The sequence below is a fragment of the Sinorhizobium garamanticum genome, from assembly GCF_029892065.1.
GTDB lineage: Bacteria > Pseudomonadota > Alphaproteobacteria > Rhizobiales > Rhizobiaceae > Sinorhizobium > Sinorhizobium garamanticum.
This window is the reverse complement of record NZ_CP120375.1, coordinates 173,652-191,582: the sequence shown is the minus strand read 5'-3', so window position 1 is coordinate 191,582 and position 17,931 is coordinate 173,652. Positions and strand designations below refer to the sequence as shown.

13 protein-coding genes and 4 pseudogenes are annotated in these 17,931 nt (G+C 58.8%); 11 read left to right on the top strand and 6 right to left on the bottom strand.

The features are described from left to right. Positions 1–1,104, bottom strand: coding sequence for an efflux RND transporter periplasmic adaptor subunit (locus tag PZN02_RS30095; RefSeq protein ID WP_280663673.1), 1,104 nt, complete (start codon positions 1,102–1,104; stop codon positions 1–3). 87 nt (positions 1,105–1,191) lie between these two features. Next, positions 1,192–3,018 (bottom strand): glutamine--fructose-6-phosphate transaminase (isomerizing), encoded by a 1,827-nt coding sequence (gene glmS, locus PZN02_RS30090; RefSeq protein WP_280663672.1) that lies wholly within the window; start codon positions 3,016–3,018, stop codon positions 1,192–1,194. Between the two features lie 1,140 nt (positions 3,019–4,158). On the opposite strand from glmS, the gene PZN02_RS30085 reads away from it, so the two are divergent. Continuing rightward, positions 4,159–4,290, top strand: a complete 132-nt coding sequence (locus PZN02_RS30085; protein WP_280663671.1) for a hypothetical protein — start codon at positions 4,159–4,161, stop codon at positions 4,288–4,290. Positions 4,291–4,395: 105 nt separating this feature from the next. Here PZN02_RS30085 and PZN02_RS30080 read toward each other — a convergent pair whose 3' ends face one another. Further along, complete coding sequence (locus PZN02_RS30080) at positions 4,396–4,869, bottom strand: Ros/MucR family transcriptional regulator (protein WP_280663670.1); 474 nt, start codon at positions 4,867–4,869, stop codon at positions 4,396–4,398. An 837-nt stretch (positions 4,870–5,706) separates the two neighbouring features. On the opposite strand from PZN02_RS30080, the gene PZN02_RS30070 reads away from it, so the two are divergent. The 7 genes and pseudogenes from PZN02_RS30070 to dnaE2 all read left to right on the top strand — a co-directional run. Beyond that, the gene (locus PZN02_RS30070; RefSeq protein WP_280663669.1) at positions 5,707–6,636 is read left to right on the top strand and encodes a TauD/TfdA dioxygenase family protein; all 930 of its coding nucleotides are present in this window, start codon (positions 5,707–5,709) and stop codon (positions 6,634–6,636) included. A gap of 25 nt (positions 6,637–6,661) precedes the next feature. Beyond that, a complete protein-coding gene (locus PZN02_RS30065; RefSeq protein ID WP_280663668.1) occupies positions 6,662–7,747 on the top strand; it encodes an ABC transporter substrate-binding protein in 1,086 nt (361 codons plus the stop codon). A 61-nt stretch (positions 7,748–7,808) separates the two neighbouring features. Next, complete coding sequence (locus PZN02_RS30060; protein WP_280663667.1) at positions 7,809–8,633, top strand: ABC transporter permease; 825 nt, start codon at positions 7,809–7,811, stop codon at positions 8,631–8,633. 70 nt (positions 8,634–8,703) lie between these two features. Then, the gene (locus PZN02_RS30055; protein ID WP_280663666.1) at positions 8,704–9,411 is read left to right on the top strand and encodes an ABC transporter permease; all 708 of its coding nucleotides are present in this window, start codon (positions 8,704–8,706) and stop codon (positions 9,409–9,411) included. After that, a complete protein-coding gene (locus PZN02_RS30050; protein ID WP_280663665.1) occupies positions 9,408–10,280 on the top strand; it encodes an ABC transporter ATP-binding protein in 873 nt (290 codons plus the stop codon). The genes PZN02_RS30055 and PZN02_RS30050 overlap by 4 nt, the downstream gene beginning before the upstream one ends. Before the next feature lie 331 nt (positions 10,281–10,611). Further along, positions 10,612–11,322, top strand: coding sequence for a sulfotransferase family 2 domain-containing protein (locus tag PZN02_RS30045; RefSeq protein WP_280663664.1), 711 nt, complete (start codon positions 10,612–10,614; stop codon positions 11,320–11,322). A gap of 449 nt (positions 11,323–11,771) precedes the next feature. Beyond that, a pseudogene (gene dnaE2, locus PZN02_RS30040) lies at positions 11,772–12,115 on the top strand (error-prone DNA polymerase); the annotation flags it as partial. Between the two features lie 797 nt (positions 12,116–12,912). Here the strand turns inward: dnaE2 and PZN02_RS30035 are convergent. After that, positions 12,913–13,602 (bottom strand): annotated as a pseudogene (locus tag PZN02_RS30035) (aminotransferase-like domain-containing protein); the annotation flags it as partial. A gap of 16 nt (positions 13,603–13,618) precedes the next feature. On the opposite strand from PZN02_RS30035, the pseudogene PZN02_RS30030 reads away from it, so the two are divergent. The 3 genes and pseudogenes from PZN02_RS30030 to PZN02_RS32335 all read left to right on the top strand — a co-directional run bounded on the left by PZN02_RS30030 (position 13,619) and on the right by PZN02_RS32335 (position 15,818). Further along, positions 13,619–14,437, top strand: a pseudogene (locus PZN02_RS30030) (dihydrodipicolinate synthase family protein). Between the two features lie 130 nt (positions 14,438–14,567). Further along, on the top strand, positions 14,568–15,119 hold the full coding sequence (locus PZN02_RS30025; RefSeq protein WP_280663663.1) for a sugar O-acetyltransferase: 552 nt from the start codon (positions 14,568–14,570) through the stop codon (positions 15,117–15,119). 477 nt (positions 15,120–15,596) lie between these two features. After that, positions 15,597–15,818 (top strand): aminotransferase class III-fold pyridoxal phosphate-dependent enzyme, encoded by a 222-nt coding sequence (locus PZN02_RS32335; protein WP_425336389.1) that lies wholly within the window; start codon positions 15,597–15,599, stop codon positions 15,816–15,818. 66 nt (positions 15,819–15,884) lie between these two features. Here the strand turns inward: PZN02_RS32335 and PZN02_RS32330 are convergent. Both PZN02_RS32330 and PZN02_RS30015 read right to left on the bottom strand, forming a co-directional pair. Then, positions 15,885–16,190, bottom strand: a pseudogene (locus PZN02_RS32330) (site-specific integrase); the annotation flags it as partial. A gap of 541 nt (positions 16,191–16,731) precedes the next feature. Continuing rightward, entirely contained in the window at positions 16,732–17,859 is a 1,128-nt protein-coding gene (locus PZN02_RS30015) for an omptin family outer membrane protease (protein ID WP_280663661.1), read from the bottom strand. Positions 17,860–17,931: the final 72 nt, after the last annotated feature.

Below are 17,931 nucleotides of genomic sequence, written 5' to 3'. Positions count from 1 at the left end.
TCAGGTGCCCTCGATGGCCACGGGCGTGTCGGGGACGAGATCGGGCAAGGGGGCGGTGACGATAACATCACCCTCATTCACCCCCGACAGCTGCACAAGATTTCGGTCGCTCCAACTCCTGCCGAGCTCGACAGGTTGCCTGCGCAAAACGCCTCCTTCCACCTTGAGAACGAAAGATCCATCTGCGTCATGCCGGATGGCGGCCGGCGGAAGTGCTATAACATCCTCCTGGTCGTCGATTTTGAGGATGCCGGTGGTGAACATCCCGCCTCTCAATAGGCCGTCCTTGTTATTGATGGCGATGAATACCCGCACAGCGCGCGATCCAGCGACCGCGGTGGGCGAGATACGGACGACCTCACCAGGGAACGTGCGGCCCGGAAAACCTTCTACAGTCAGCTCTACAAGCTGCTTGAGGCGAACCAATGGGATGCGGCTCGTAGGAACCCCGGCTTCAACCTCCATCCGCTTGAGCTCGACAATAGTCATCAGTTCGGTGTTCAGCGGCACGGTCTGGCCCTGTTCCACCGGACGCGCAGCAATGACGCCATCGAACTCGGCGCGCAATTCTGCATAGGAGAGTGAGCGTTCGGCATCCGCGACCTCGGCCTGTTTCGATCTGAGCTGCGCGCGAAGTTTGAGCACGTTCGCCCGCGCTGAAAGCCTCGTCGCCTCCGATGCCGCACCTCGTTCACCCAGCGTGGTGTTTCGCTCAAGCACCGACTCAGCGAGTTCGATCTGGGCGTTAAGGGCATCCATCTCTGCTGTTCGTGCTGTCACGGCCGATCCGAGAGCTTCCGTATCAAAACGGACGAGGAGGTCGCCGGCTTTGACCACGTCTCCGATCTGCACGGGCAGCCCAATGATTGTCGAGGATATCCGAGATGTCATTGTCGAACGTCGAATGGGCGTAAGAGAGCCGGCTATACGGACTTCGTTTACGATGTCCTGCCGAACGGCGGTGCTCACGTCGGCTTGAGCAAGCTCGATCGGGCTGCCACGTTTAGTTTGCGCAATCGCCCAACCTGCGGAAAGGAGGGTGGCGATTACCATGGTTATGGCGACTGCGAGTTTCCCGAAATTGCACCGACCAATTATCGTCATCTGGATCTCTATCCGGGCTTTGATTTCTAAGTACGAAGTGTTGGCGTTTCCGATGGAGGAGCCTTGCCACTTATGAAAGTGTCACAATCATTCGACGGTCACCGATTTGGCGAGATTGCGCGGCTGGTCCACATCGGTCCCCGTGAAGACGGCCGTGTGATAGGCGAGGAGCTGCACCGGCAAGGAGAAGATCATCGGAGCGATGACCTCGTCGACGTTCGGCAGCACGATCGTGTGCATCGTGTCGAGCTTCGATACGGAGGCTCCCGTCTCGTCCGTAATGAGAATGATGCGCCCGCCACGAGCGGCAACTTCCTGCATGTTCGAGACGGTCTTGTCGAAGAAGCGGTCGTGCGGCGCGATGACGATGACCGGCATGTTCTCGTCGATCAGCGCGATCGGTCCGTGCTTCAGCTCACCGGCCGCATAGCCTTCCGCATGGATGTAGGAAATCTCCTTAAGCTTCAGCGCGCCTTCCATCGCCAGCGGGAAGCTGGTGCCGCGGCCGAGGTAGAGCACGTCACGGCACTTCGACAGTTCGCGCGACAGGAGCTCGATCTTCGGCTGGATGGTGTTCAACACCTGGCCCATGATCCGCGGCATCTCAGCGAGGCTCCTGACGAGCGCCTGTTCTTCCTGCTCGCTGACCGCCCCTCGCGCCCGGCCAGCGCCGATGGCAAGCGCGGCGAGCACGGCAAGCTGGCAGGTGAAGGCCTTGGTCGATGCCACGCCGATCTCGGGACCGGCGAGGATCGGGAAGACGGCGTCTGACTCTCGCGCGATCGTCGATTCGCGGGTATTGACGACGGCACCGATCTTCAGGCCGTGTTCCTTGCAGTACCTGAGCGATGCCAGCGTATCGGCCGTTTCGCCAGACTGCGAAATGAAAAGAGCGGCCGATTGCGGCGAGAGCGGGATCTCGCGATACCGGAACTCTGAAGCAACATCGATTTCGACCGGAAGACGCGCATAACGCTCGAACCAGTATTTGCCGATCAGCCCGGCCAGATACGCCGTGCCACAAGCGGAGATGGCGAGGCTCGGAACTTTGGCAAAATCGATGCCGTCGGAAACGGGCACGACCCGATTATCGATGAAGTTGATGTAGTGGCCGAGCGCGTGGGAGATCACCTCCGGTTGCTCGTAGATCTCCTTTTCCATGAAGTGACGATGATTGCCCTTGTCGACCAGATAGGCGGCAGCCATCGAGACCTGCCGCGGGCGCGCGACGACGTTGCCCTCGGTGTCGAAGATGTGCACGCCGGTCCTGCCGATGACCGCCCAGTCGCCATCGACCAGATAGGTGATTTCGTTGGTGAAGGGTGCGAGCGCGATCGCGTCGGATCCGAGGAACATCTCGCCGTTGCCGTGGCCGATCGCCAGAGGCGGTCCGTTGCGTGCGGCCATGATGGTCGACGGATCATCCTCGAAGAGGACCGCAAGCGCATAGGCGCCCCTGACCCGCTTCAGCATCGCATGCATGGCCTCACGCAGGCCCATGCCCTCGCGGCGGTATTTCGCGAGAAGATGCGCGACGACCTCCGTGTCGGTTTCAGTCAGAAACTCCGCTCCGACCGCCGACAACTCGTCCTTGATTTCCGCAAAATTCTCGATGATGCCGTTGTGGACGACCGCGACACCGCCGGTGAAATGCGGGTGGGCATTGCGCTCCGTTGGAGCACCATGGGTCGCCCAGCGCGTGTGGGCAATGCCGATGGTGCCGCTCAGCGGCTCTTCCTTCAACCTCGCCTCTAGATTGACGAGCTTGCCCTCGGCACGCCGGCGATGCAAGGCGCCCTCGGTGATCGTCGCAACGCCGGCCGAATCATAGCCTCGATATTCCAGCCACTTCAACGCATCGACCAGCCGCTCCGACACCGGCTGTTTCCCTACGATGCCAACAATGCCGCACATGTTCTCTCCAAATTCGTTCCTGCACTTCAGCCGACGCAGTAATCACGAGCACCGACAAGCGCCTGGGGCCTTCATTCAGGATCTTCTAATAGCATTGGTCAGGATTGGTATAATCGATAGTTGGGATAACAATCATCCATCTTATGGATATACGAAAATGCGTTTGAGAGGAGTTGTCAGATCGTCGGGCGGTGATCGAACTATTGCGCCGCTGTCTAAAGATAAGGCAGCGTTCGGTGACGGCTTTCCCCGGATGAATGCGGAGCGTTGCCAGGCGGTGCGACGAAGAGAATTCGAATGGCGGAGAAGATCGCTGTGAGACCCAGCCATCGGACCCGGAACCCTCATCAACTACGAGATATCCCCAAACATTCCAGGACCGGTGTATTGTCTCCTTCACGGTTACGTTTCGTCGGTCGCATGGCGCGCTTCTGCAGGTCGATGTACCCGAGACGCGTTGATCGTTCGACGGGCCCGGCCGACATGCAGTTCGTTTGCACATTCAGTTTGTTTGCACATCCGGACCAAGCGCGAAACTGTTGGTTGGTCTCGCTTGAGGGTAGTCTCTCTTGATGGTCGTGGGGATGATCTCTTCCCGCTTCTCATCACAAGACCCCGGTAGCCCCGGTGATCGAGTGCGGTCTTCTGTCAGGCCTTTCGCTACGGTACTTGAGAAGCCGCTGGCCGGTATGATGATCTGCGGATCGGTCCAAATCTGCCAAAGGAGCTCCCGCCCACAGTTAAATCCTGATTTTCCCGGTCCAGATCTGTTCGATCATGCGCCCATTCAGGTCATCGACTTCTCACACCTGGTGTCTGCCTTTTGGTGGTGGTGCCCATTGGCGCTTTCGCGCCGACATGGATCCCTTCTCCGCTGCCCACGATTTCGCGGCCGTGATTGGGGCTTGTACCACGACAGCACTCCTGAGCATGGTACGATGACGCGGATCAGAGGGCGGAGCCGCCACGGCTTCCGGCCGAAAGCCGTTCGAGGAATAGCCTCCCGCGGATAAAGGCTTCCATCTGAAAACAGGGCGGCAAACAATGAGACAATGCCGTCCGTAACGCGGGCCATCGATGTGCGGTCGCAGGACTTCGCAGGGAGCTTCGTCCGTTTCATTTCGGGGCGATTCGGGTCGCATGCCCCATACCGAAGGCTTTTGCTTCGGCATGTCCGACGGCAGCGATATCGACGATGATCTCGCCCTTGTGGCCAATGCCCGTCGACCGGCTGGCGAAGGCTTGGCCGCCTTTTATACATCCTGGTGGTAGAGCGTCGCTAGAACGGCACTGCCCTCCCAGTCGTCGTTGACGGCCGCTGCTCTGTCGGCGCCGCACACCGGTGTCCGTGGGCTGGAGCAACAGATGTCACCGGAACTAGAGGTTTATCTTCTTGCGGGCACGAGCTTCCGCGGCGGGCGCGGATGCAGGCGCCGGCCCTTCAGGGTTCTTTCCGAGACCAATCGCACGCGCTAGTTGGGAGCGCTGGTGGGCGTAGTTTGGAGCGGTCATTGGATAGTCGAAGGGAAGCTTCCACTTCTCACGATACTGCTCCGGAGTGAGGCCGTACTTGGCCATCAGATGTCGCTTCAGCGATTTGAATTTCTTGCCATTTTCCAGGCAGATGATGAAGTCCGCAGTGACTGATTTCTTGATCGGCACTGCGGGGCGCGACTCGCTGGCCGGTTCGGTTTTTTCCGCCTGAGATGTGCCACATAAGGAGTCGTAGGTCTGTTCAATCAGGCGCCGCACTTCCCCGGCGGGCACAGTATTGCGGCTCAGATAGGCCGCGACGATACGGCTGGTGAGCTCAAGTCTGCGTTCCCGGGCGTCCATGCGCGATTCGGTCATGCTATTCTCCTTGCCTGTAATGGAACAAAAACGAATCGCATAACTTGCAGGTATTTTGGTCTGAAGGAAGGCTGCAGATTGGAGTCGATGTTTATTGACTGCTTCCGCAGGATTTTTCTTAGCTCTAGACCAATTCCGTTGCCCAAACATGGCCGGCGTTCTATCTCGATAGCTCTCGTCCCGGGCTACTCGGGTCCATGAGCACCACCAATACTGATAACGATGCTATAACAACTCGAATGTTTCCCGCGTCCCGCCATAAAACCATTCCATCATACCACTTCGCGCTTTCGCGGAGCTACTGAAGGCGAGCCAACATTCACGTGTGCGCATCTTCGCTCAGCGCAGTCTGTTCGGCACGAAGGATTGCCTGAAGGCTTGCGGATACCGCTGCCCTAAGTGCTTGTGGATCGATTTAAAGCCCGATGGGTTTCGGCGACGGCAATTCGGGTCGTGGCCCATAGTGCACGCCACGTTCCGCTGCGCCTCACGTCGCGCGACACAGCGAACACCCCAAGAAGCGCATGGGAGGGAGGAGGGACAGTGGGCACTGTTCGCGGCGGCTCTCGCCAGCCGGTCGAATTTCGGCGCCGGTAGGTTCGCGAATATCCGGAGGCACGTTCCGCCGGCTGTCGTGAACAGAATTCAACACCGAGACCGGCGCAACGGAGATCGCTGTTGCGTGGGATCAGGTAAATTTAGAACATCTTCTCTATAGATATACAGGATTATCCTGTTCGATAGCTCTGTCGACTAGCGATGAGAATTTCAACGCGAGCGGACATCCGCTGGCCGGATGCGATTTGCTGTACTCTTGCAATCAACCAGGAGATCCCCATGAGCAACCCGATCCTTGTCAATCAGACCATTCCTGAGTCCGACGTTGTACCGCTGACTGGACGTGTCGGAGCCGAAATCAGAGGCGTCCGCCTTGGCGGAGACCTTTCCGACGCAATGATAGCAGCCATCAACCAGTTGCTTCTGAAGCACAAGGTCATCTTCTTCCGCGGCCAGGAGCACCTCGACGACGCGGAACAGGAATTGTTCGCGCGGCGCCTGGGTGACCTTGTCCCTCATCCCACACAGGGACCGATTGCCGGCACCGCCTCAATTCTCAACCTCGATTCCAGCCGCGGCGGCGGCAGGGCAGACCAGTGGCACACCGATGTGACGTTCGTCGATGCCTATCCGAAATTCTCGGTTCTTCGTGGCGTCGTCATTCCGGCGGCGGGGGGCGACACGATCTGGTCCAACACCCACGCCGCGTATGAGAGTCTGCCGGCGCCGCTGAAGCTCTTGGCCGACAATCTTTGGGCGATCCACAGCAATGCATTCGACTACGCGGCCGTGCGTCCTCGCGCCAGCCCTGAGGAGAAGAAACACTTCGAGGAAGTCTTCACCTCGACGATCTACGAAACGGAGCATCCGGTCGTCCGCGTCCATCCGGAAACTGGAGAACGGACGCTGCTGCTCGGCAATTTCGTGCAGCGCCTCGTCGGTCTGTCGAAGAGCGATTCCGCCAAACTTTACGAGGTGTTTCAATCCTATGTCACCGCCCCCGAAAACACCGTGCGGTGGCGCTGGCAGGCTGGTGATGTCGCCATCTGGGACAACCGTGCCACCCAGCATTATGCGGTCAACGACTATGGCGACCAGCACCGGGTCGTGCGCCGCGCCACGGTTGACGGTGACGTTCCGGTTAGTGTCGACGGTCGCCGCAGCGTAACCCATGTCAAGGCAACCAAGCCGGTCGCGAAGGCAGCCTGAGCGGCGCTGAACAGGGGGAAAGATCATGAAACTTCGTATCGCCGCGGTGCTTGCCGCACTTCTCACCTCGCTTAGCTCAGTCTCAGCCGAGGAACTGACCATCCGCCTCGGCCACCCCGGAACTGGCCTTGACAACAGGCAATATTCGCATGGGGACGCGACGTCTTATGCGCGGGCCCGCGAGCTCATCGAGAGGGAATTCGCATCCGATAAGGACATCAAGGTCGAGTGGACCTACTTCCGTGGCGCTGGTCCTGCGCTCAACGAATCCGTTGCGGCAGAGCAGCTCGACTTCTTCCTGCTCGGCGACTTGCCGGCGATCGTCGGCCGCTCGCGCGGGCTTGAGCACAAGTTCCTATTCGCCACCAGCCGGCATGAGCCGATCTATCTCGCCGTGCCGGCCAACAGCGATATAAAGTCGATCGACGACGTGAAGGGCAGGAAGGTTGCGCTCTTCAAGGGAACCAATTTGCAGCTCGCCACCGATCACGTGTTGTCCACCCACGGCCTCACGGAAAAGGACGTCCGCTTCATCAATCTCGACACCAGTGCTGCCGTAGCTGCACTCGCGTCGGGCAACGTTGACGCCGTGTTTGGCGGCCCGGAATTTCTGGCACTGGCGAACAAAGGGATCGTGAAGATCGCCTATACCACCAAGGGCGACGATCCGACACTTGGTCGCAATTCGTCCTATCTGGTCACGGCCGCCTTCGAACAGGCCCATCCTGATCTGACGCAGCGGGTGGTTACCACCTTCGTCAAAGCGGCCGCCTTTGCTTCGGATCCATCTAACAAGGACGAGGTCTTCGATGGCTGGTCGCTTTCGGGTTTCCCCAAGGATGTCTTCGAAACGGACCTTGAGGGCGACACGCTTGCGAACCGGCTCAATCCCCTCATCGATGATTTCGTCGTTGCCCGTTACAAGGACAAGGTCGCGCGGGCAAAGACCTACGGCTTGATCAAGGGCGACGTCGACGTCGACGGCTGGCTGGAGCCGAAATATCTGCGGCAGGCGCTCAAGGAGCTGAAGCTGGAGAACCACTGGTCAAGCTTAACGGCCAACGGCGAAGTCGCCAGGCGGGGCGACCTAGACAAGAAGCAGACGAACTGAATGTCGATAGGACTGGACCGCGCCGCCAGCGCGGCCGGTCCTTCGCCAACGAGGACGAGAGATGACCTTCACTGTTTCGGCCGATCCGCCTGCAGAACGACAGTTCACCCGATTATTGCCGGCTTTGACCGACATCGCCTACGGGATTTCACTGCCACCAACCCTGTTGCTGGTATGGGGATTTTTGTCGCGCTTCGGCTGGCTGCCGCAACAGATCCTGCCGGCTCCTGCGGTGGTCTGGGCAACCATCGTGGAATTGTGGCGCGACGGGTCCCTTGCCGAACACACCCTTCAAAGCCTGCGGCGCGTCGCCATCGGATTCACAATCGGTGCGATGCTGGGTCTCGTCGCCGGGGCCGCCCTCGGGCTCGCGCCCAGGATCAGAGCATTTGTAGCGCCGGTCTTCACCGCCCTTGCGCAGGTCAACACGCTTGCCTGGCTGCCGCTCCTCGTGTTGTTCGTCGGCATCGACGAGGAACTCAAATATGTCTGCATCGCCTGGTCGACGGCGATACCGGTGATCCTGGCGACCACGCGCAGCATTACCGACGTCTCCCCCAAACTTGTGGAACTCGGTCGCGTCCTCGATTTCACACCGTTGCAGCGGGTGTCGGCCATTGTTCTGCCGGCCGCGCTGCCGTCCCTGTTCACCGGCCTTCGCGAAGGACTGGCCGCCGCCTGGCAGAATCTGGTGATTGTCGAATTGTTCGCGTCCTTCGAAGGTCTTGGCTACCTGATGACCTGGGGCCGTCAGCTCTTCCAGCTGGAACTGGTTATCGCTGCGATGGTGGTTATCGCGGCAATCGGCTTGTTGCTCAACGCGACACTCCAATATCTGGAACGTCTCGTCCAGCCCTGGAAGACGGAGGACGCCTATGGCCGCTGACGCTTCGCCTTTCCAAGTGCTTCGCTGCGCAGCGCGGCATTGGCGCCCCTTTTTGGCTTTCGGGACTATCATGCTTCTTTGGTTTGCGGCAGCGCAGTTTGCATGGGTGGAACCCCGTTTTGTTCCTTCGCCAGCAGCCGTGGCTGCCCGTGCCAGAACGGAATTTACGACCGGCACGCTGGCCTTCGATATCAGTGAGAGCCTCAGGCGAAACATCACTGGCTTTGCGATTGGTGCATTCGCCGGCCTGTTGCTCGGCCTGTGGCTTGGCTTCTCGCGCACAGCGGAGCGGATTGTCGGTCCAAGCCTGCTGGCCTTTCGTCAGATCGCGCTTTTTGCCTGGGTACCGCTCTTGTCAGCATGGTTTGGCGGCGCGGATGCCGGCAAGATCGCCTTCATCGCCGTCGCGGGGTTTCAGCCGGTGGTCATCAACACTTGGCAGGGCGTGAGAGGGCTGCCTCCAGCCTATCGGGAACTATCGGAGGTGTTGATCTTCAGTCGGATCGACTTTGCGCGTCTCGTTGCTCTGCCTGGTGCTCTCCCCTCCATATTCACCGGTCTGCATTCCGCTCTTATCTATGCCTGGCTCGCGACGCTCGGGTCTGAGCTTTTTCTCAATGTGACGCCAGGAATCGGCGGCAGGCTCAATGAGGGCAGCCAACTGTTCGAGATGGATCTACTCTTTCTCGGCATCATCGTCCTGGCCGTCATCGGCCTCCTCTACAATAGCTCGGCTGTCTGGCTGGAAACATGGCTTCTCAGGAGAAGAACGCGATGAACCGGATATACCCATCGTCCACTTTTCAGGGTAATGTCGCGCCGGCACTTGAAATTCGTCATCTCGACAAAAGCTTCACCGTCGCAGGGCGAGAGCTGAAGGTGCTTGCCGGTGTCGATCTTTCCGTCAAGACCGGAGAGTTCGTCACGATCGTGGGCGCGTCAGGCTGCGGGAAGTCTACTTTGTTGCGGCTTATTCTCGGCCTCGATCTCGACTACAGTGGGGATATCCTGGTCGACGGCGCGCCCGTCCGTCGGCCAGGTCTCGATCGCTCGATCGTCTTTCAGGATCACAGGCTGTTGCCTTGGCTCACGGTCGAGGGAAATGTCGCGGCTGCGCTGCAACGCAGCCCTTTATCACGATCCGCGAAGCAGGAGACAGTGCGCGAGCATATCGATCTCGTCGGTCTGTCGCAATTTGCCAAGGCCTACCCTGCGCAGTTGTCGGGTGGAATGGCCCAGCGTGTTGCGATTGCCCGGGCGCTCGTCAACCGGCCGCGATTTCTGCTGCTTGATGAGCCGCTCGGTGCCTTGGATGCGCTCACGCGCCTGAAGCTGCAGGAGGAACTCAAACGCATCGTTCAACATGAGGGGACGACGGCGCTGCTGGTGACCCATGACGTCGACGAGGCGGTTCACCTCGGACATCGGGTCGTTATCATGCAGCCTCACCCCGGCCGCATCGCCACGATCCTTTCGATCCCCGAGCAAGCGCGTCAAGACCGGTCCAGCCGCGAGTTCATCTATCTGCGGGACAAGGTACTCGGAGTTCTCGGAATCGGTGCTGCGGCACGCCAGACAACGGCACAGGCAGGAGCCGCGGAATCATCTTGTGAAAAAGGGCGTAAACCGACCAGTTGCGAGCGCTGATCGCTGACCACGTGACAGACAAGGACGGATAATCGTCTGCTATCTGGACTGAGGAGGGAGCGGGTTGTCGCCGAGGGTCGAGGGCGTCCGAGCGCATTGTTTATCCTCTAGACAATGTTAGCCTGGCGGCGGTTAGCCCGATGACGGTGCACTATCTTGTCGGACCGTGACCGGAGTCAAGAAGGGAAGTGCCCACATACCATCGGAATGGGCCCCAGCTCTCTCAAAGTGCAGCTGCGCCGTATTGCCGCCTCCTTCGCTTCCGGGCTGAATCTGTACATGGGATCAGCTATCACAGGCGGATCACCTCTGGATAGGAGTCAACAGGTCAGTGATCATCTCACATCGGCACAAATTCGTGTTGCTCACGCCGTGGAAAACAGCCAGTTCAACCACGCATGCTCGTCTTCAGGCTCTCAATGAAAGCCCATACAGCGGATTTTTTCACTTTAACCCATTCCTCAACCGTGTAGTTCATCGACACATTACCTACGCCGAATTCGCAACTCTCCCCGAAAGCAGATTGGGCTACAAGGTTGCCGCGTTCGTTAGAAATCCATACGACAGGGCTTATTCGGGCTTCCTGCAGTTACAGAGAGATATTAAGGATCAGCCATCACTTGAATTTCCAGCAGACTGGATAAAAACATTAGTAATGAAGCAGCTGGTTGAGAATCAAACCAAGCTATTTGAGGCGCGCTATGACTTCGATCTTTGGATCGAACTATTGGAGGAATACGAAGTTTCCGAGGTAGGGCGAAACACGAGCCTGCCTCTATACCCGGCGAACTACTGGACCCACTATAATGCCATTCAGGCAGTCAACTTCGTTGGAAAGGTGGAAGAATTCGAAGCTGATTTCGCTGCATTCTGCCGCTTCGTGGACATCGATTTTCCGGAGCGGATCAACGAAAACGTCTCTGTGCAATTTGCGGAAGGCGGTCGATATAGGTATGAAGCGCAGATGTCTGCGTCAACTCTTTCTAAGATAAATGAATTGTTCAAATCCGATTTCGATCTCTTCGGATATACTCAAATTTGACTTTTTAGCCGTAACCAAGAGATACGAAGTTCCCGTTGTCTATGCCAGTCGGCAGGGCTTCGAAGGGCGTCCCGAATAGCATCATGCTCGAAAAGCAATTCGCCTTTCAATAATGCGGCGATCCGGCAAGCAGTTGCACAAGACCCGAGCTCTAAGGCAGTGCTCTCAAATAGCGAATGTCGCGCCCGACGCTCACAGCTTGAGCCGCATGAATGATCGCACTGGTACCAGGTCCATGATGTCGGTCGATCGGCAATCGTCCCTTCCTGCCCGAAAGGCTCAATCCCCAACGCCTTGACCCGGTGCCCGATAGAGCCACCGATGCAGGCGAGTGTTGCAGGTGGCCGTCAATCACCGTGGCGATCCCGCAGTCCGCGACAACGGCGCCAACAGACGCTCGATGTGGCTCGTTGCATCGACCGCTCCCGCTGACGGGCACGCTCCGCCGCCCGACACCCGAATTGGAGGCCTCCATAAGACACTGGGGCGTGCCATTGTTCCAGGAGTCGGCAATGAAGGTGGCAATGGTGTGCGGGTTCACGGGTCGCAAAGCGGACCAGCTCCGGAAATCCATACCGACGTTAAAGCTCACGGGTGGCGTTTCACGCTTCAAGGACAAGTTCGTTTCAGGAATGGTCCGGAACGGCTAGTCTGCCGGATTTCGCTGAGAAGACATTCAGGCAGCTCAAAGGCTTGACTCCTGTGGTTTCGGGAAAGCCATGCCGCGTCCTTCGTGCTGATCGCCTATGGCTCCAACTACGTGAAATGCCATTTTCCGGATGTCTTCTGCGCCCGCGTCTGCGGATGAAGACCGAAACGGCGCAGGGTAGCCAAACCAACGGTCAGGTGGATATAGTTGATCTGCAGGGTGGAAGCACCGATATTCAGGCCAGAACGTCACTTCCGACTGACCACTTGGGTCGAATGAGGAGCTGGCCGGGCTTCAGATTTTCTCGCTGTTCTCCATAGAGAGCCGCTTGTCAAGATGCTCTGCGGGTCGAAATACGCTCCCAGCGCCGCGGCAGTCGCCTTGATCTGGTCGTTGTGTGCCCACCGGAAGCGATCGCGGTGGCGTGCTCACCGGTTGTCAGGTTGAACAATTCGTTCTTCGCGCTTCCGCGCCTATGCTTTCCGACCTGGAAGAGTTTGCGAGGAGACGGCTGAGCGGGACGCCTGGGGTCGTCAGATTGCGTCTATGATCTCGGGCGCGAGCTTGGCTTTGAAACCCAGGATCTTGGGCTCGCCTTTGGCTATTGCCTCCACAACCTCAGCCTCGATTAGCGTGACTTCGCGAATATCGGGTTTTGGCGAATAGGTTCCCGTGCAATCCCACTGTTTGCAATCAGTTGCGCTCCCGCCAGTTCTTCCATTTCGTGGGAAGCCGCAGGCGCAATATATGTGGAGCAGTCCACCCGGCCAAGTCATGCATCAGCCCCATCAAGTTTCGATGCGGGCCTCCAAGTGAAGACCATATCAGCTTTGTGAACCGGCGCGCTGGTGCTCGTGTCTCGCAAATCCCAGCGGTCACGGCACCAGCCGCGGTCATCGCTGAACTGCGCGCGTAACTGGTCCTCTAGACAGTGCCGTTCGCTATGTTGCTGGTCCAGTTTCACTTCGGATGCGGCTGGCTAGTGTCAGGGCTGAATACCCCATGACAAGTCCAAGCCGATACGCTGTGGCCTCTTCTGGTTCTGGCTCATAAAGAGGCGAGATCGCATGAACGCCAAGGCCAGCACGTCGGGCGGTCTCAAGCAAGGCCGCCTCGGACGACATCGGCAGTTCGTTGAACCAGACCACCACATGCAATCCTGCATCGGCGCCTTCTACAGTGATCCGTTCGCCAAACACCCGCTGCAGCGCATTCAACAATGTCTCACGGCGCTCCCTGTTCAGCCGCCGTACGCGGCGCACATGGCTTTCATAGGCGCCGCTTTCGATCAGAGACGCCAAGGCTGCCTGTTCGGTCACCGGCGAATGTCTGTCCACAGTTGCTTGGCGGTCGCGAACACGTCCTGCAGTTCCGGTGGCACGACGAGATAGCCGATGCGCATCATCGGCGACAGCGTTTTGGAAATCGTACCGAAATAAATGACGGCGCTTGCAGCGTCGAGACTATGGACTGGGGGGATCGGACCGATATCGTAGCGGTACTCGCTGTCATTGATCGTCCTCGATGACATAAGCGTCGTTCTCCCGTGCCCATTCGAGGAGCTGATGACGGCGAGAAATCGGCATGACGCCGCCGAGCGGAAACTGATGGGAAGGTGTGACATAGGCAAGGTTCTGCAGCGCGCGCGTGGATTCGATCGGTATCCTCGGTAGCGCCGGAACCTACATGTATCTGTCGCGCGAGGGCGCCGCCGCGCCCTTGGTGCAGCTCTGGAGGAAACTGCGGGGACTGTCCCTGTCGTCGCAGGCGTCGGCGCCATGCGGACCGATGAAGCAGTCAAGTTGGCTCAGGATGCGAAAGACCTGGGCGCTGCGGCGGGCCTGCTTGCCGCCGTCTCCTACACCCCCCTGACCGAGGACGAAGTGTTCGAGCACTTTTGCGCTGTGGCTCGTGAGAGCGGTCTGCCTATCGTCATCTATGATAACCCGGGAACCACCCATTTCCGCTTCACGCCGACGCTCGTGGCGCGGTTGGCTCAGGTACCGGGCAACGTGGCCATCAAGAACCCGACGGACAAAAGCCACGAAACTGGGGGCCATCTTGCGGATCAGAGACGAATCACGCCAGACGATTTCTCGATCGGTTATAGTGGTGACTGGAACGCCACAGAAGCCATGATCTGCGGCGCAGATACCTGGCACAGCGTACTCGCCGGAATCATGCCCGACGTCTGTCTCCGCATCGTAAGGGCGGCTCAAACTGGCGATGTTGCCGAGGCGCGCCGGCTCGATGCGAGCCCTGACCCCGATTGGGACCTCTTCAAGCAGTTCTCTAGCCTTCGCTCAGTGTATGCGCTTGCCGACTTGCTCGGAGTCTGCCAAGCAGAGCCTCCCCGTCCATCTGCCGCTTCCGGAGCCGGCCGGGCGCAAGGTCGCTGACTACCTGTCGGCAATTCGGCAGGTTGTCTCTCCGCTTGAGCACACGAAGATCGATCCGGCCGCCTGAGGGAAAAACTGCTTTGTGTGATCTGAGAACCCCTATAACTTCCATTCGTCGTCGCAGTTGCGAGTGGACGAAAGACCATGTCGCTCGGCCGACACTTACCACCCTATGGAACACGATCTGAGAAGAAACAATGACACGCAGTCAAAAAGAGAAGATGCTTGCAGGCGAAATGTACAATGCGGCGGATCCGGAAATCCAAGCCGACCTGCTGGCCACCGGGGCTTGGCTGAAGCGGTATAATGATGCACTGGACGCCCGCCCCGATCAGTGGCATGCACTCCTCTGCGAACGGCTGGGAGAGGTTGGGCTTGGAGCGGTCATCCGCCCGCCCTTTTACTGCGACTACGCCTTCAACATCCGGCTCGGAGCCCACGTTTACGTCAATTTCAACTGCGTCATCCTTGACGTGGCAGAGGTGGCGATTGGCGAAGGAACTGCAATTGGGCCGGCTGTGCAGATCTATACCGCCGATCATCCACATGATCCCGAGCAGCGGCAGGCTGGGTTGCAGCTCGGACGACCTGTCCGCATCGGGCGCCACGCCTGGATCGGCGGTGGAGCAATCATTCTCCCGGGCGTGACGATTGGCGATCATGCGGTCGTGGGCGCTGGCAGCGTCGTCACGCGAGACGTTCCTGCAGGGGCAAAGGTCGTCGGAAGTCCAGCTCGGGGCAGGGGCTGACACATGCCTCCTGCAACTTGTGAGGACTTCTACCAGCTCTCGGTTCAGTCTTGGGACTGAAGTTGGATGGGGCTCCCCGAGATGTCTTAAGGCGTCGCATCATCTGAGTTCCTCAACTGGAGATCACGTGTCGCGCTATGGAATGTTCAAGGTTTGTTCGAAGGATGAAGTTCTCGAAAAGTCGGGACGATGTTGGAACCTGGGAAGACTCGCCTGTGGCGTGAGGCCGGTATCGATTTGGTTATCGATAAGCGCGAAGGCTACGAAATTTTTGACATGGATGGCCGCTGGCTGATCGACCTCCACACCAATTGACAGAATCCTGCGATAGTCGAACGCTAAATCGGCCCTCGACCCGTTTCGACATTGGGAATCACTGGTTCCTTTCGATGGCGCGAGGGCGCCGGCCGAGCATTGGTGAAGGTCAGTCCAGGATCCGACTATGCCTTTTTCTCGCCGAGCGCGCGGAGGCGATCGATGTCGCGATCAAGTCGGCAGGTACCGTTCAACGATTTCAGGGGCTCTCTCCGGAAGACGGTGGCTGCAGTCATAATTGAGACCATTCCTGCAACGTATGGAATTCGGATGCCCAATGACGGTTACAACCCGCTCGGCAAGGAACTGTGCGAACGTTATGGAGCACTCTCCATTGCCCATGAAGTGCAGATGGGCCTGTTGCGCACCGGCCAGGTGTGGTGATGGCAGGCGGATATCGACGCCGCTCTCGAGCAGATGCGTGGCAAAGCTGTGCCGCAGCGTGTGCACGCTGACCCGCTTGGTCAATCCCGCCGTCTTGGTCCCCGAACCGCAGGCGGCATAATGCACCTGCACATCGATCGGCTTGTTGCCCGTCCGGCAAACAGCCAATTCCTCGGGCGTGCCAGCCGCCATAGGTGCGGCAGGATGCCCGAGCAACTGCGGCGAGAGCATCACCGTGCAATCCTTGGCGCCCTTGCCGTGACGGACCTGGATCACCATGCGTTGGCTGTCGATGTCGGCGACCTCCAGGCTATGCCCAGTCAGGGCGGCATAGGCGGTCGTCAGCGCCGTGCGCGCCTTCAAGTACGGCACCGCTTCGAGAAAGCGCGCGACCTCGTCGGCGCTCAAGATCGCCGGCAGCTTGCGCAGCGTGCGCGCGTAGCCAATCCGTTCGGGGATCTCGGCCCGGTCCAGCGTCACGCCGAAAAAGAAGCGGAGCGCGCAAACCGCCTGGTTGAGCGCCGGCCAGGCTCCAACCCGGCCGATCCGGCGAGCGGCCGAATAGCGGCTGAACTTTGTCACGGAATTCACGTAGGATCGTTTCGTGGCCGGTGACAAGGCGGACTGAATCGAACGTCGATCTCGGCTATTTCAGTTTCGCGTTTGCGGCTCACCGTCTTCCTCGTTAGTGAATGTGGACCATGCTTGAATCAGCACAAGTCCAAGTGGACCACCGATCAGACCGCCGACCAATCCAAGTAAGAAATTCAATATCATTAACGCCACCTCAGTTGAATGGGTCCACTCGGCCCTGCCGCCTTCTCACCACCTCTCCTGCGTCAGCGCCTAAATACATCCCGTTCTAGGCCGGAGCGCGGCGATGGTCTTCGATGAAATGCAGCCTCGTACGCCGTCAAAATCTACTTTTGAGCCCGAAGGAGATTGACGTCCTTTGGAATGTGGCGCCGGCGCTATCCTTCTCGAATTCATTTTTGCGTGTCTCCCCGTCGTGCACTTTCATGTCGCCGCGGCTGCCAAAAAACACCCAGTCGAAGGACCCGGACAGATAGAGCGAGGTGGCCGGCGTCAACGCGTAGTTGACAGCGACAGTGGCGCCGATCACCGGCGCCGGATCCATGTAGTCATGATACTGGTTATTGCGAAGCCAGTGGTTGTCGATGTCCTTAATGCCGAAACTTAAGCCGGACTGAAGGGCGCCGCTGATCGTGAGATCGCCCACGACGTGCTCGCCGCTCAGGCTGAGGAAGCCAACCGGAACCTTTTGCCGGTAGCTGATGCCTCTTACCCAGTCTGGATCCTTCCAGTGGTCGTCTCGGAATTTTCCCTCGCTCGAATAGATGCCCGATCCGCCATACGCAGTCCACTTGACGTCGGTATAGCGATAACCGGCGCCGACCGCGATACTGGTGGTATCATCGCGGTAGATGATCCGGTCCAACTCGATCGCTCCGCCGACATAGTGGCCGAGCTCGGTATTGGGATGAATTGAGCGGTCGCTCCAGTCATCCCGGTCATCCCAATCGGTGTCGACCATGTGACCGTTGCCGCCGGTGCCGAAGTTGACGCTGCCCTTCAAGCTCCAGCCGTTATCAATCTGCGCGTCGACGCCAACGGTGAAAATGGTCACCCCCTTGCTCTCCCAGTTCAGCTGGCTGATCTTCTGGTCGCCGTCATAGACAAATTCCTGGGCCTTGATGTTAGCAACGCCGATTCCGCCGAAAAAGATGAAACTGCCGTCGTCGGAGGAAAACAGAACGTCGTCGGCGGCGGCGAATGACGGGGTGGTCATCAGGAAAGACGAAGTGACCACTGATCTGATGATGACAGGCTTTGTAGGCTGACCGCGTTTTTCGTTCAGCACCTCCGTGTTGGCCCTGATCTTCTCCGCCTCGCATACCCCTTGTCTGGCCTCAGACTTGCCCACGGAGCGAGCCGCTGCTGTTGATGGACCGGTTTCGCCGTGCTGTTGCGAGGCAGGCCGCGTGAGCCGCTTAAGGGAAGGGAAGTATTCGCAGAACATTTGTCACCCTTTGCTGGAGAGCGATGGAATTGTTAGGACTGGGTCGGAGCGGCGCACACCTAGCGATCCGCG

Excerpts from the sequence above, each read along its gene's own strand:
- PZN02_RS32335 (WP_425336389.1), top strand. The coding sequence starts at position 15,597 with ATGTCGCGATCAAGTCGGCAGGTACCGTTCAACGATTTCAGGGGCTCT.
- PZN02_RS30055 (WP_280663666.1), top strand. The coding sequence starts at position 8,704 with ATGCTTCTTTGGTTTGCGGCAGCGCAGTTTGCATGGGTGGAACCCCGT.
- PZN02_RS30085 (WP_280663671.1), top strand. The coding sequence starts at position 4,159 with ATGCCCCATACCGAAGGCTTTTGCTTCGGCATGTCCGACGGCAGCGAT.
- glmS (WP_280663672.1), bottom strand. The coding sequence starts at position 3,018 with ATGTGCGGCATTGTTGGCATCGTAGGGAAACAGCCGGTGTCGGAGCGG.
- PZN02_RS30065 (WP_280663668.1), top strand. The coding sequence starts at position 6,662 with ATGAAACTTCGTATCGCCGCGGTGCTTGCCGCACTTCTCACCTCGCTT.
- PZN02_RS30095 (WP_280663673.1), bottom strand. The coding sequence starts at position 1,104 with ATGACGATAATTGGTCGGTGCAATTTCGGGAAACTCGCAGTCGCCATA.
- PZN02_RS30070 (WP_280663669.1), top strand. The coding sequence starts at position 5,707 with ATGAGCAACCCGATCCTTGTCAATCAGACCATTCCTGAGTCCGACGTT.
- PZN02_RS30015 (WP_280663661.1), bottom strand. The coding sequence starts at position 17,859 with ATGTTCTGCGAATACTTCCCTTCCCTTAAGCGGCTCACGCGGCCTGCC.
- PZN02_RS30080 (WP_280663670.1), bottom strand. The coding sequence starts at position 4,869 with ATGACCGAATCGCGCATGGACGCCCGGGAACGCAGACTTGAGCTCACC.
- PZN02_RS30060 (WP_280663667.1), top strand. The coding sequence starts at position 7,809 with ATGACCTTCACTGTTTCGGCCGATCCGCCTGCAGAACGACAGTTCACC.
- PZN02_RS30025 (WP_280663663.1), top strand. The coding sequence starts at position 14,568 with ATGACACGCAGTCAAAAAGAGAAGATGCTTGCAGGCGAAATGTACAAT.
- PZN02_RS30050 (WP_280663665.1), top strand. The coding sequence starts at position 9,408 with ATGAACCGGATATACCCATCGTCCACTTTTCAGGGTAATGTCGCGCCG.